Below are 13,788 nucleotides of genomic sequence, written 5' to 3'. Positions count from 1 at the left end.
TAAACCAGCCTAGAGGTTCGTGGTTGGCTTGCCAACTGCAGGGCTACCGAAAGCCCGCCCTGTACTGCGAAGCAGTCAGGGTCGGGTAGTTTACGCTTTTCAGAACACTCTGGGAGTTTCCTATGGCGCACAAACAGCAATTCAAAAGTTTTGCCGACATGATTCAGGGATCCAAAACCCCGATCCTGGTGGATTTTTATGCTTCCTGGTGCGGCCCTTGTCAGGTTATGGCGCAAGTGTTGGAGCAGGTAAAACCTCAGGTGGGGGATGCGGTTACTTTTGTGAAGGTTGACACCGAAAAGTACCCAACCATCGCTGCTCGCTGGGGCATTCAAGCGGTGCCAACGCTGATCCTCTTCAAAGATGGGAAGCCGATTGACCGCATTGAGGGGCTGTTGCAGCCGCGGGCCCTGTTGGAGCGGTTGCGGGCGCAGGTTAACTAAACCTGTAAGCTAGGTGAACTTTTCTGGATCCCCCGTGCAACTGCCGCTTCTGCAGGTTCACCTGCCGGGTGAAGTGCCCTACCGCACTGCCTGGGCTTGGCAGCAGGCAAGACTGGCCCATATGATCCGGGATCCCCAGTTGCCGGACGGATTACTGCTGCTCACCCATCCTGCGGTTTACACCTTGGGGGCAGGAGCCGATCCCAAGTTTCTCAAGAGCCTTTCTCAGCCGATAGGATCCCCGGCTATCCACCCGGAATCTCCTTCTGAACAAGAGCCGGAAATCCTGCGGGTGGAGCGCGGCGGCGAAGTGACCTACCATGGGCCGGGGCAGTGGGTGGGCTATGCGATGCTGAACCTAAAGCGCCACCGCCCAGATCTCCACGAGTACCTACGCCAGCTAGAAGAGGTGGTCATCCAGACCTTGGCCCACTTCGGCCTACAGGGGGAGCGGATCCCTGGCCTCACAGGGGTTTGGGTGGAGGGGCGCAAAGTGGCGGCCATCGGCATCAAGGTCTCCCGCTGGGTGACCTACCACGGCTTTGCCTTGAATGTCTGCCCCGATCTGTCGGCCTTTGAGGCGATTGTGCCCTGTGGGATCCCTGATCGCCCGGTGGGATCCCTGGTTCAGTTTTGTCCCCGAGTAACGATGGCGGCAGTGGCCCCGGTGGTGGTGAAGTCCTTTTGTCAGGTCTTTGGGCTGCAAGCTCAGGAAGTTTCCTTATCAGAGTGGTTGGGAGAACGCAAGTCTCTAAAGACTCAAGGCTAATCCACCCCCAACTGGCGCAGCAGTTGCTGCAGGATGGCCTGGTTGGCAAAGTTGCCGCTCTTGGAAAAGAGAGCCAAGGCCTGGCGAAAGTCGGCCATCGCCGCTTCTCGATCCCCCAACTGAAGATAGGCCACCCCGCGGCTAAAGTAGGCTTCTGGAATTCGCGGATCCAACTGAATGGCCCGCTCCGCATCGGCCAGAGCTTCTTCCGGCTGGCGCAACTGGTTGTAGACGTAGCTGCGGTTCACATAGGCTGGCGCATAGGTGGGATCCAACTGCACCGCCCGATCCAGATCCGCCAGGGCAGCCACGGGATCCCCCCGCAGCAACTTGAGGGATCCCTGCCAGTTGAACTCGGAAGCGGTGTTTGGGGCCGAGGTCTTCTCAGGAGGAGGTGGGAAGGCAGGCAAAGAGATGGCAGGGGCAGGAGCGAGGAATGCTGCCAAGAAACCTATCAGAGCTATCCTTCCCCATCGACACTTGATTGTGCTCCGCACCGCTAATGACGTCCTCTTCGGATCCCGAACTAGTTCAATATAGACCGTCGGCGAGAGGGGCAACCCCCTGCACTTAACTTGCAAGGGGTGCGGGGAGCTACAAGTTCCGCGCTCTGGCGGGAAAGTCAGGGTCGAGATACCGACTCCTCTGCCAAGTCGTTCTGTGACGCGGGGCAGGAATGCCCAATGGCAAGGTTGGGAGGCCCAAGCTCTATTGGCTAGAGTGAGGGCGGGGGGATGTTACAAGGAAAGCTTCTGGAATAGATGAGCCACCGGCAGGGCAAATCCTGGAATAACCTCTTCACCTTCTAGAAGATCAACCGATTTCAGGAGGCGGTCAGGCTCTTGAGAGCTGCGATACACCAGGACGTAGTGCTCGCTGGGGTGAACCAGCCAAACCAGGCGGCTGCCATTTTCAAAGTACTCCACCAGCTTGTCATGAATTTCTTCAACCGTATTGCGGGGGGAAAGCACTTCAACAGCCAGATCTGGAGCGCCTTCCAAAAATCCTGTGGGCAGTTCAGCCATGCCCTGCAAGCGTTCTTTAGCAAAAAAAGAGATGTCAGGGGAGCGCCAATTTCCACTCTTCATCTTAAAAGCAGTGCTGGAATCTAAAACGATCCCCAGCTTGTTGGACAAAACGTAGGGGGTCAAAGCTGCCAATAGGAGGCTGCAGACATAACCATGGAGTGCCCCCGCGCTTCCCATATCAATTGGCTTCCCATCAACAATCTCGTAGCGATGTCCCTCCCTGGACAACGCCATGAATTCTTCGGCTGTCCAAGCTCTTTTTCCCTGAGTTGGCACAGCTCCGACGGTCATCTGCAAACTCCTTGCTGCTCCTTGGACACCGCAAGCCAAGCCCGCAGGGATCCCCCAGCGGCTTTTCCTCGAGGGGGGACGCCAAAGGGTGACATACTCCCGCACTCATGCTAACGCAAAGCGCTCCGCGCCGCTAAAGCGAAAGAGTGCGGGCTTCTCAGTGACTCCTGTGAAGGACATTTCCTGAGCTTTAAGAACGGGATGCCCCACCGCTCTGTATTTGATGTTTATCGCCGCGTTGTGGTCTCGGCCTAGTTCCAGTCCACAATGCGGGCAAGAGTGCCATCTGTCTCGAATGGTTTTCGGTACTTTTTGACCGCACTGAGAACAGTCTTGGCTCGTGCCTCTTGGATCCACTGCAATCGCCCTCAGCCCAGCTCTTTCAGCCTTGACTGCGAGAATTTGCAGGAATTGCCCCCACCCAGCGTCATAGATGGATTTCGCTAGTCGGGTTCTCGCAATACCTTTGGTGTTGAGCGCCTCATACGCAATATGCTTCCCTTTGCTTAATAGCTTCTTGGCTACTTTGTAGTGGAAATCTTTACGCTGATTGGCCACCTTGAGGTGTGCTTTAGCTACTCGCCTTAAGGCTTTCTTGCGGCGGTTTGACCCTTTCTGCTTGCGGGATAATGACCGCTGCAGCCTCTCCAGCCGCTTTTGGGCGCGGCGGTAGTACTGGGGCACTGGGGCGGACTCCCCTGTATCGGTCACCAAAAAGGAGTCCAGCCCCATGTCGATCCCTATCGTGTTCTCCAGTGTTGCAGGCTCAGGAGCAAACTCGGGGACGGACGCATCTTGCAGGCTCAATGTCACATACCACCCATCAGCCTTACGGGTGATGGTGGCAGTCTTGATAACAAACCCGTCAGGCAACGGACGGTGTTGAATCAGCTTAATTGCTCCGATTTTGGGCAGATGAATAAACTTCCCTTGAATGCAGTCCTGTTTTACCTGGGGAAAGGTGAAGGAACGATACCGGCCCGCCCCTTTGAATCTCGGCCTTCCTGCCCTCTTGCCGTTACGGTCGCCTTTCAGCCAGCGGTCGAATGCTTTGTGCACCCGCTCTATGCAGTTTTGCAGGACTTGCGAATGGATTGCTTGGTATTCGGGGAACCTTGCTTTGGTATTCACCAAGTCTCGTTTTTGGGAGTAGACATCCGGCCTGTCTTTCAGCTCAGGCAAATGACAGATTAAGGGGCAGGCGTTTATATCACAGCGGTTTTGTTCCCACCAGTTAAGCCGCTCTGCCAACCGATAGTTGTACTGCTTGCGCAACAGCTCCAGCCATTGCTCCATCAGGACAACTTGACTGGGCGTAGGCCGCAGGCGGTACTGATAGGCAGTCCTCATCTTAAGCGTACTCAGAAACCGCTACACTGATTATAGCACCAGCAGGATTAGCGACCATGAAGCATGATTTTGTTTCCAGCGGCAGAGCTGTATCTGATTTGAAGGCACACTTGGTCTTAACCACCAAGTACCGTCGCAAGGTATTTACCAGCGAAATGCTGCAGCGATTACATGAAGTTATGTATGACCTTTGCCAAAAGTGGGGTTGCAAACTTATTGAGTTCAACGGCGAGGCAGACCATGTTCATCTGCTGTTCCAGTACTACCCGCAAGTGGATCTGTCCAAATTGGTAAACAACATCAAATCCGTCTCTAGTCGCAGGATGAGAAGCGAGTTTGCGGATTACATCAGCAAGATATACCGGAAAAATGTGCTGTGGAATGAATCTTATTTCATCGCTTCATGTGGTGGGGTAACAGTCTCGGCATTGAGCCAGTACATTGAAAGCCAAGGTACTCCCGCCTCTCATCCCGACCCAAGCGCTCCGCGCCGCTAGCGCGTTCGCTTCAGCGGGCCGTAGGCCATACGTCCTACGGACAGAGGGCGGGGCTTCTCGGCGGTTTAGCTAAAATAGCCTAGCTCATCCTACTGTACCGACGGAAAAGGCACCTTGATCGAGCGCTACACTCTGCCCGAAATGGGCCAGATTTGGTCCACTGCCCACAAGCTCCAGACCTGGCTGCAGGTGGAGCTGGCTGTCTGTGAAGCGCAAGCGGAGCTGGGGCGGATCCCGCAAGAAGCCCTGCAGGAGATCAGAGCCAAAGCCGCCTTTGACCCGGCGCGGGTTTTGGAAATTGAGGCGGAAGTGAAGCACGATGTTATTGCCTTCTTAACCAACCTCAACGAGCACGTGGGCGAGGCAGGGCGCTACATCCACCTGGGCCTGACCAGCTCGGACGTGTTGGATACCGCTCTGGCCGTGCAGCTTGTGGCCTCGGTGGAGATCTTGCAAGCTCGCCTGGCCGACCTCATCGCTGCTATCCGCGACCAAGCTCGGCAGCACCGCTACACCCTCATGATCGGCCGCACCCACGGTGTTCACGCCGAGCCGATTACCTTTGGCTTTAAGCTGGCAGGGTGGCTGGCCGAGTGCCTGCGCCACCAAGAGCGCCTAGCTCGCCTGCGGGAAGTGGTGGCGGTGGGCAAGATCTCTGGCGCCGTGGGCACCTACGCCAACGTGCCTCCCCAGGTGGAGCAGTTGGCCTGCGCTCGCCTGGGCCTGAAGCCCGATACAGCCTCGACACAGGTAATCTCGCGGGATCGCCACGCTGAATACGTGCAAACCTTGGCTTTGATTGGCTCTTCCCTAGAGCGCTTTGCTACTGAAATCCGCCACCTGCAGCGAACAGAGGTACTGGAGGCTGAGGAGTACTTTGCCCCCGGCCAAAAGGGATCCTCTGCTATGCCCCACAAGCGCAACCCCATCAAGGCGGAACAACTGACGGGGCTGGCCCGTCTCCTGCGCGGGTATGCCGTCTCGGCCCTAGAAAACATTCCCCTTTGGCATGAGCGGGACATCTCCCACAGCTCCGTAGAGCGGGTCATCCTGCCGGATGCCTCCATCCTCTGCCACTATCTGTTGGTCAACATGGCGGAGCTGGTGGGCCAGCTGCAGGTTCACGCTCGCAACATGGAGCGCAATCTCAACCTCTACGGCGGCGTCATCTTCAGCCAGCAGGTGCTGCTGGCTTTGGTGGAGAAGGGCCTTAGCCGCGAGGAAGCCTACCGCCTGGTGCAGGAAAATGCTCACCGCGCCTGGAACCAGCCCGGCGGGGATTTCCGCGCCAATCTGCTGGCGGATCCCCGAGTGATGGCCCACCTCAGCGAGGCGGAACTGCAGGCTTGTTTTGATCCGCGGCGCCACCTAACCCATTTGGACGAGATCTTTGCCCGCTTGGGCATTTGAGGATCCCCTATGGTTTGGCAGCGGCAGCACGTCTTGGGCTTGGCGGATTTTACTCCCGAAGAATACCAGATGGTTTTGCAGACCAGCGCCAGTTTCCAGGAGGTGTTGACGCGGCGGTTGCCCAAGGTGCCCACCTTGCAGGGGAAGGTGGTGGTGACGCTGTTCTTCGAGCCTTCCACCCGCACCCGTACCAGTTTTGAGCTGGCGGCCAAGCGCCTTTCGGCAGATGTGCTCAACTTTTCCCCAGGCACCTCTTCCTTGAGCAAAGGGGAGACGCTCTTGGATACGGCCCGCACCTTTCTGGCCATGGGATCCGATCTCTTAATCGTTCGCCATGCCCAGGCAGGAGTGCCCCAACAATTAGCTGCCGAGATCGACCGCCGTGGATCCCCTGTGGGCGTTCTCAATGCCGGGGATGGGCTTCACGAGCATCCTACTCAAGGCCTGCTGGATTTGTTTACCCTCTGCAGCCATCTGGATCCCCGGCGTCCCCGCCTGGAGTTGCTGCAAGGGATCAAAATTGCCATTGTCGGCGATATTCTCCACTCGCGAGTGGCCCGCTCCGATATCTATGCCTTGGTGGCTGCCGGAGCTGAGGTTCACTTAGCCGGCCCTCCCACCCTGTTGCCCAAGGATTTTGCCCAGTTTGTGCCCGGCCATACGCTCCCTGTCCATTGGCAGCTAGAGCCTGCCCTCGAAGGGGCGCGTTTTGTTATCACCCTACGCCTGCAACAGGAGCGCATGAGCGAGTTCCTTCTCCCCAGCTTGCAGGAGTACCATCGCTTCTTCGGCCTCACGCGGCAACGACTGCGCCTGTGCCACCCGGATGTCAAGCTTCTGCACCCCGGCCCGGTCAATCGCGGTGTGGAACTCAGCTCCGAGGTGATGGAGGATCCCGGCTTGAACCTGATTGAGCAGCAGGTCACCCACGGCGTGGCGGTGCGCATGGCCCTGCTGTACCTCATGGGGGGCGGGCGGATCCCAGCTTAGAGCCCAGATCTTTCTCTGCTCGGGGAACATGTAGAGCTGCCCCACGTCTGGAGTGTTGAAGTCCATCTCCTAGCTAATTCTCTCTGTCAAAAGTCGGAAGAAGCTCTGGCTAGAGCTTTTCCCGCCCTGCTGAAATCATGTCCAAGCTTGCCGAGAGGGGAGCAACATCTTTGTCTCAAATTTTACACATCTTGGATCTGGATCGAGTTTTTTTGCAGCCGTCTAAGCTTAGCTCTTATTCAAGTTGTGTCCGTTTGATTGGTTGTCAAACGAGATAGAAGTTCAGCAGCTAGACCTTTTCGCGGATCCTGGGCTCCAGGATCCTGATTTTGCTGAAATCCAAACTGGCCAAGACCACCAGATGGAAAATCGAGGTTTGGAAACGAGTCAGTATACTCAAAAAATATCGATTTTTCTCTTGACTTAACCTAAGGTTAACCTTTAGATATCCCTCTGTTAACTTTGAGGTTATAGGGTTGAAAGTGTTGATTCGCAACAGATATTACCTATGCGAACCCTGCTTTCTGCTTTCTCCCTCACCGCTCTAACAGTAGGATTTCTAACAGCGACCTCGGCTCAAGCCCAAACCGTGCAAATCTCCGGGGCGGGCGCGACCTTTGCGGCTCCTTTGCTGCAACGTTGGTTTGACGCCTACAACCGCACCGTAGACCCCACTGTGCAAGTCAGCTATCAGTCTGTCGGTAGTGGTGCTGGCCTAGAGCAGGTGATCAATGGCACTGTGGACTTCGGCGCTTCCGAGGCGCCTTTCTCCGGTGCTCGCCTGGAAAGCTTCCGAGCTAAATACGGCTATGAGCCCCTACAGTTGCCTCTGGCGGGAGGGTCCATCGAGTTTGCCTATAACCTGCCCGGCATTGAAGACGGAGAGCTCATCCTGAAGCGGAAAACCTACTGCGGCATCGTGACCGGCGAGATCACTCGCTGGGACGACATTCGCATCAAGGCCGAGAACCCAGGTATAGCAAACAAGCTGCCACCCCTGGACATCACCTGGGTACACCGCTCTGATGGTTCTGGGACTACTTTTGTGTTCACCAACCACATCAGAACTGTCTGCCCTAATTGGACAGCCGGTGCTGGTACTTCTGTCGAGTGGCCTGTTGGCATTGGAGCCCAAGGGAATGAGGGCGTAGCCGCCACCATCAAGCAGGAGCCAGGGGCAATTGGCTACGTGAACCAGTCCTATGCCAAGCTGGAAAAGATGACCACTGCTCGCTTGGAAAACAAAGCGGGCAACATTGTTGAGTTCTCCACCGAGGCAGCTACCTCGGCGCTGGATGCTCCCATTCCTGATGACTTTGCGCTGTTGGTGCCCGACCCTGAAGGGCCAAATGACTACCCAATCGTGGGCTTGTTCTGGGTGATGCTGTACCGCGAGTATCCCGATCAGCAGAAGCTGACCAAGCTGGTGGAGGCTCTGAAGTGGACCCAGGGGCCAGAGGGTCAAGCCATCACCAAGGAGCTGGACTACATCCCTATGCCTGAGGCGGCTATCCAGCGGATCTTTGCAGAGCTGGATGCCATCACCGTTAACCCCAATGCGGTGCGATGACTGGGTTGCAGCCTGAACTCCACTAGAGTGGAGCTGGTGGCCGGCTGAGGAGGCAGATGAGGCTTTCTCGGTCGGCTGGTGGGCTTACCTTGCACGGTGGGATTTTTAGGAAAGATTTTGAACCGAAGATGATCATGGGAGAGAGGCTATGACTTCAGCGGCTACGGGTTATGGTTCACCACCAAACCCGGATATCGATGTTGACATTGAGAAAAAGGCGAGCCTGTCTCGGGCTGTTGATGTGGGCTTTGTCCGCCTGACGCTGGCCTTGGCAGGGTTTGCCGGCATTATCCTCATCTGGGTGATTCTTCAAACCACCGAAGCGGCTCTGCCGGCGATTCAGCAGTTTGGCTTGGGCTTCCTGGTTACTGCCCGCTGGAACCCGGTGGAAAACATCTACGGGGTGCTACCACAGATTTATGGCAGTTTGGTAACCTCTCTGGTGGCTTTGATTTTTGCCATCCCTCTGGGCATTGGCACTGCCATTTTTTTGACGGAAGGTTTTGCCCCCAAGTGGGTAACGGCGCCGATTGGCTTTGCCATTGAGCTGATCGTGGCCATTCCCAGTGTGGTGCTGGGGCTGTGGGGGATCTTTGTGCTGATTCCAGCAGTGCGGCCCATCTTTCGAGCCATCAACCAGACGCTGGGTTGGATCCCTTTCTTGAGTGGCCCGGCTCCGCGGGGGCCCAGCTTGTTGATAGTGGCTATGGTGCTGGGGATCATGATCTCTCCCATCATCATCTCCATTACCCGCAGTACCTTTGAATCTCTGCCACGCAGCCTAAAAGAGGGGGCTTTGGCTTTGGGGGCAACCCGCTGGGAGACCATCTTAACGGTGATGATCCCTGCCGGCCTGTCGGGCATTGTCAGCTCGATCATGCTGGCGCTGGGGCGGGCCCTGGGAGAGACCATGGTGGCGGCCATGCTTTCCGGCAACGCCAACCGCATCAATATCTCCCTAATGCAGCCGGGATCCACCATTACTGGCTTGATTGCCTCTCAGTTTGGCGAGGCAGGACGCTTGCAGGTTTCGGCTCTCATGTATGCCGGCGTGGTGCTGATGGTGCTGACGTTATTGGTCAACATTGTTGCCGAGATCATCATCCGCAAGTTTCAAAACTTGGAGCAGTAACTTGGGAAGCAGAAAGAAGATAAAGGAGCACTGTTATCATGTCCGACTCAGCACAGCTTGCCCCTGAGAAGGTTGACATCGACATTACTCGTGCCGCCATTGCCCCTGTCCGCAATTACACAGGCATTGTCCTAACCCTGCTGAGTGGCCTCTTTGTGGCGGTGATCATAGCTTCCCTATCTTGGGTGCTGTGGGATGTGGGCAAGGAAGGCATCCAGCGGATAAATTGGGATGTCCTCACCCAGACCCGCTACCCTGCCCCTGGCCTGGCGGAAGGGGGCTTTGGTCACGCAATTGTCGGCAGTTTAATGGTGCTGGCTACGGGGGCGGCTTTGAGCTTTCCCTTCGGCATCTTGGCGGCAGTGTACTTGTCCGAATTTGGTCGCGGCACCCGCTTGGCTTATCTGGTTAAGTTTTCCTGCAATGTGCTCACGGGGGTACCGGCCATTCTCTGCGGCCTGTTTGCCTATGCTGTGGTGGTGAGGGGATCCGGCTTTTCGGCTTTCTCGGGAGGGGTGGCTTTTGGCGTGCTGATGCTGCCGATTGTCATCCGCTCCACCGAGGAGGCGTTGCTGCTGGTTTCGCCCGACATGCGCTTGGCTTCCCTTGGCCTGGGCTCAAATCGCTTTCAGACCACAATGCGCGTTGTTTTGCCGGCAGCGGCACCGGCCATCGTAACCGGGCTAATCCTGGCTTTGGCCCGAGCGGCAGGCGAGGCTGCACCTCTGCTCTTTACCGCCTTCAACAACAATTTCTGGTCTACTGATCTCTTTGGCCCGGTGGCTACCTTGCCGGTGATGGTCTACTTTTTCTCCATCATTCCCTACAGGGTGCAGCAGCAGCTGGCTTGGGCGGGCGCTTTGGTTTTGTTAGCCATTGTTTTGGCGGCCAGCTTGACCGCTCGCTTTTTGGTGTACAAGACCAGGAAATAGCCTGAGGATTCTCAACAAAGTCTTGAATCGAACTCTTCGTCGAACTCTAGCTCTTTTTGTGAGTGCTGCCATGCAAACTCAATCTCTTAACCAGACCTCTTACGTTTTCAGGACCGAGAACCTGAATGTTTACTACGGATCCAACTTGGCGGTGAAAAATGTCACCCTGAACATTCCGGCCCGACAGATTACTGCGTTTATCGGCCCTTCCGGCTGTGGCAAAAGCACGATTCTGCGCTGTTTTAACCGCACCAACGATTTGATCCCCGGTGCTCGTGTAGAGGGCAAGCTCACCTACCACGGCAAGGATCTCTACGCCAAAGAAGTCGATCCGGTGGCGGTGCGGCGGCGTATCGGCATGGTCTTCCAAAAACCCAATCCCTTCCCCAAAAGCATTTACGACAACGTGGCCTACGGCCCGCGGGTGCTGGGGATGAAGGTGGACTTGGACGAGGTGGTGGAAACCTCGCTGAGGCGGGCTGCCCTCTGGGATGAAGTCAAAGACAAGTTGAAAGAAAATGGTCAGTCGCTGTCGGGAGGGCAGCAGCAGCGCCTGTGTATTGCCCGGGCTCTAGCGGTGAAGCCGGATGTGATTTTGATGGATGAGCCCTGTTCGGCGTTGGATCCCATTTCCACCCGCCGCATTGAGGAGCTGATGAAGGAGCTGGAGGAGGAATATACCATCATCATCGTCACCCACAACATGCAGCAGGCCGGCCGCGTCTCGGATATGACGGCTTTCTTCAGTGTGGAGCTGGTGGGATCCAACCGTGTGGGCGAGCTGATTGAATTTGACAGAACTGAAGTCATCTTCAACAGCCCCACCAAGCAAGCCACAAGAGATTATGTGGAGGGCCGCTTCGGCTAATCGACCTGGCCGGACAGGGATCCTTCCCATACTGTTCTCGGCAAACCCTTTTGCAGGCAATTTCTGCCGATGATGGAGCATGCCTCTAACCCCCAAAACCCTGAACTTTGCTGAATTTAGTGAGCTTTAGGCGGTTTGGCAAAAGTCATTGAGAGGGATATAGTAGACCAAGTTTCCCCCTGATCCTTGAGTCCACCGCAACGGTTGCCGGGAAGTGAAGGGGGAAAGCGCTCGGGGGGTATTCCTCAGGGCTTTGCGGGATACCGCCTTCCTGTTTGGACTCCGTCCCGCTGACGCGAACAGAGATAGGCAGGATGCGATCGCTTCTTTCCTGAACCATGTTCAGGAGAGTTCAGCGTGAATGTATCAGTCTGAAGAACCGTTGCACCCAAATACGGATACCTATGATCGTTGCCGCTCCTGACAAGCTGCAGGCTTTGCGTTCTGACTTAGAGGGTATTGAGATCATCACTGATCCGGCTCAGGTGGCCAAGTTGTCGTTGGATTTTTACCACTACAGCCCCGTGCTGAGCCGACAACTGAGCGACAAGCGGGGAGATGTGGTGGTGCGCCCCGCCGATGAGGCCGAGGTGATGCGGGTGGCAGCGGCCTGTGCCAGGCTGCGGATCCCGGTTACGGTGCGCGGTGCCGGTACCGGTAATTACGGCCAATGTATCCCGCTGGCCGGGGGTGTGATCCTGGACATGGGCAAGCTCAACCAGGTGCTTTGGGCAAAGCCGGGCTTGGCGCGGGTGCAGGCGGGGGCCAAGTTGATGGCCATCGACAAACACACCCGGGAGATGGGCTGGGAGATCCGCATGGCTCCTTCTACCTATCGCACGGCCACCATCGGGGGGTTCATTGCCGGCGGCAGCGGCGGCATTGGCTCTGTGACCTACGGCCAACTGCGGGATCGGGGCAACATCTTGGGGCTGCGGGTGGTCACCCTGGAGGAAGAGCCCCGGGTGCTGGAGCTGCGGGGAGATGAGGTATTCAAAGTAAGCCATGCCTGGGGCCTCAATGGGATCATCACTGAGGTGGAGATCCCGCTGGCGCCTGCTTATCCTTGGGCGGAGCTGGTGGTGGCCTTTCCCCCTGAAGTGGGCTTTATGCCCTGTGCCCATTTTGGCCAAGCCCTGGGAGATGCGGATGGGATCATCAAGAAGATGATCAGCCTGCACGCTTGGCCGATCCCCAGCTACTTTGCACCGCTGCGGGGCTATCTGCCAGAGGGATCCGCTGTGGCCCTGTTGATGGTGGCCGAATGCAGCCTGGAGCCGCTGTTGGAGCTTGTCCGGGAACATGGGGGCCAAGTGGTTTACAACAAAACGGCCCAGGAGGCCAGCAAGGGGATCTCGCTGGGGGAATTTTCTTGGAACCACACCACTTTGCACTGCCGCAGCGTGGATCCCAGCCTTACCTATTTACAATCGGCTTTTCCCGCCGATCGGGAGCTGAAGCTGGTGCAGCACATGTACGAGTATTTTGGCGACGAAGTGCTGATGCACCTGGAGTGGATTCGCATCAACGGGCAAGCTACCCCTGTCGGCCTGCAAATTGTCCGCTTTACCACCGAAGAGCGTCTAAACGAGATCATGCGCTACCACGAAGAGCAGGGAGTATTTATTGCCAACCCCCACACTTTCATCATCGAAGACGGCGGGCGCAAAGTGATGGATCCGCGCCAGATTCGTTTTAAAGAAGAAGTGGATCCCTATGGGTTGCTTAATCCGGGCAAGATGCGCACCTGGCAGGAGCGCGCCTCTGCTTGAGGAATAGCAACAGTAGCACAGCAATTGGCCTTGGTCTATCTGTATTGCCCATGTTTAATCCCTGATGGATTGTCTGGGCAGGACAACACCAGTCCAAAGCTCTACAGTCAGTACTGTGGGAATGCTGTCCACCGTTAAATGCTTTGTGGTGTGGACTGTCAAACTTCCGGCAGCCAATCTTCTGCCAGCACCAACTCTGGAGAGTAGGGACAGACATCTGGAAATGTCGAGATTTCTATACCCGTTTGCCTGGCTGCTTGCTGGCGCGCCCGCTGATAACTCTCTTCAAGTTGCTCTACCAGATAACCTTTTAGGCTAGGGCTATCTTCTATGGCCAATCCGATTTGGGTTCGCGCATCTGTAATGGAATCTAGCCAGCTATCTGAACGGCGCTGAGGTTGATATTGCCACTTGAGTAGATGCAGCAGAAGGCGAGTTAATTGACTGGTAATCCCTCGTCGTTCGCTCTTACCCAAATTCTCAACCTCTTCAATTAAGTGTGTTAGGTCAATTTCATGCCAGCGCCTTTCCCGCAATAGCCGGGTTGTTCGGTCAATCCACAAGTTAAAGTCTGTCGAGTATAGATTGCTCATAGCTTTGTCCTGCTGCCAATAGAGTCGCGATAATCATCAAATCCAGACTACAGCCTTTTAATTTAAAATAGGGTACAGGTATTCAAGAGGAAGGAGAGAAAGGAATGCCGACTCATTCTTTGGATTTGCGGCAAAGAGTTGTA

The 13,788-nt window shown here is 56.1% G+C and carries 14 protein-coding genes; 10 read left to right on the top strand and 4 right to left on the bottom strand.

Annotation, left to right across the window (positions count from 1 at the left end; genetic code table 11):
* The first annotated feature begins 122 nt into the window (after positions 1-122).
* Both trxA and lipB read left to right on the top strand, forming a co-directional pair.
* Complete coding sequence (gene trxA, locus ACVW0C_RS13750; RefSeq protein WP_011433516.1) at positions 123-443, top strand: thioredoxin; 321 nt, start codon at positions 123-125, stop codon at positions 441-443.
* Positions 444-456: 13 nt separating this feature from the next.
* Positions 457-1,212, top strand: a complete 756-nt coding sequence (gene lipB / locus ACVW0C_RS13745) for a lipoyl(octanoyl) transferase LipB (protein ID WP_457385969.1) — start codon at positions 457-459, stop codon at positions 1,210-1,212.
* Here the strand turns inward: lipB and ACVW0C_RS13740 are convergent.
* The 3 genes from ACVW0C_RS13740 to ACVW0C_RS13730 all read right to left on the bottom strand — a co-directional run bounded on the left by ACVW0C_RS13740 (position 1,209) and on the right by ACVW0C_RS13730 (position 3,881).
* Positions 1,209-1,658, bottom strand: a complete 450-nt coding sequence (locus ACVW0C_RS13740; protein ID WP_457385968.1) for a tetratricopeptide repeat protein — start codon at positions 1,656-1,658, stop codon at positions 1,209-1,211. The two genes, lipB and ACVW0C_RS13740, sit on opposite strands and share 4 nt — an antisense overlap.
* Positions 1,659-1,949: 291 nt before the next feature.
* Complete coding sequence (locus tag ACVW0C_RS13735; protein WP_011430559.1) at positions 1,950-2,531, bottom strand: Uma2 family endonuclease; 582 nt, start codon at positions 2,529-2,531, stop codon at positions 1,950-1,952.
* A gap of 105 nt (positions 2,532-2,636) precedes the next feature.
* Entirely contained in the window at positions 2,637-3,881 is a 1,245-nt protein-coding gene (locus ACVW0C_RS13730) for an RNA-guided endonuclease InsQ/TnpB family protein (RefSeq protein WP_457385966.1), read from the bottom strand.
* A 56-nt stretch (positions 3,882-3,937) separates the two neighbouring features.
* Between ACVW0C_RS13730 and tnpA the strand changes: the two genes are divergently transcribed.
* From tnpA to ACVW0C_RS13690, 8 genes are all read left to right on the top strand, one after another.
* Positions 3,938-4,378, top strand: a complete 441-nt coding sequence (tnpA, locus tag ACVW0C_RS13725) for an IS200/IS605-like element ISSoc10 family transposase (RefSeq protein ID WP_011432180.1) — start codon at positions 3,938-3,940, stop codon at positions 4,376-4,378.
* 114 nt (positions 4,379-4,492) lie between these two features.
* The gene (gene purB / locus ACVW0C_RS13720; protein ID WP_414413563.1) at positions 4,493-5,788 is read left to right on the top strand and encodes an adenylosuccinate lyase; all 1,296 of its coding nucleotides are present in this window, start codon (positions 4,493-4,495) and stop codon (positions 5,786-5,788) included.
* Positions 5,789-5,797: 9 nt separating this feature from the next.
* Entirely contained in the window at positions 5,798-6,778 is a 981-nt protein-coding gene (locus ACVW0C_RS13715; protein WP_457385964.1) for an aspartate carbamoyltransferase catalytic subunit, read from the top strand.
* A 508-nt stretch (positions 6,779-7,286) separates the two neighbouring features.
* Complete coding sequence (gene pstS, locus ACVW0C_RS13710; protein WP_457385962.1) at positions 7,287-8,348, top strand: phosphate ABC transporter substrate-binding protein PstS; 1,062 nt, start codon at positions 7,287-7,289, stop codon at positions 8,346-8,348.
* Positions 8,349-8,496: 148 nt separating this feature from the next.
* On the top strand, positions 8,497-9,480 hold the full coding sequence (pstC, locus tag ACVW0C_RS13705; RefSeq protein ID WP_414406852.1) for a phosphate ABC transporter permease subunit PstC: 984 nt from the start codon (positions 8,497-8,499) through the stop codon (positions 9,478-9,480).
* Between the two features lie 38 nt (positions 9,481-9,518).
* Entirely contained in the window at positions 9,519-10,412 is an 894-nt protein-coding gene (gene pstA / locus ACVW0C_RS13700) for a phosphate ABC transporter permease PstA (RefSeq protein WP_099813137.1), read from the top strand.
* 70 nt (positions 10,413-10,482) lie between these two features.
* Positions 10,483-11,280, top strand: a complete 798-nt coding sequence (gene pstB, locus ACVW0C_RS13695) for a phosphate ABC transporter ATP-binding protein PstB (protein ID WP_457385960.1) — start codon at positions 10,483-10,485, stop codon at positions 11,278-11,280.
* Positions 11,281-11,684: 404 nt separating this feature from the next.
* A complete protein-coding gene (locus ACVW0C_RS13690) occupies positions 11,685-13,052 on the top strand; it encodes an FAD-binding oxidoreductase (RefSeq protein WP_457385959.1) in 1,368 nt (455 codons plus the stop codon).
* Between the two features lie 158 nt (positions 13,053-13,210).
* On the opposite strand, the gene ACVW0C_RS13685 is transcribed toward ACVW0C_RS13690, so the two are convergent.
* Positions 13,211-13,645 carry a DUF29 domain-containing protein gene (locus tag ACVW0C_RS13685; RefSeq protein ID WP_457385957.1) on the bottom strand — a complete coding sequence of 145 codons (435 nt, stop codon included), beginning with the start codon at positions 13,643-13,645 and terminating at the stop codon, positions 13,211-13,213.
* Between the last annotated feature and the right edge of the window lie 143 nt (positions 13,646-13,788).

Source organism: Thermostichus sp. OS-CIW-26 (assembly GCF_054058395.1).
This window is presented reverse-complemented; position numbering and strand designations above follow the sequence as displayed.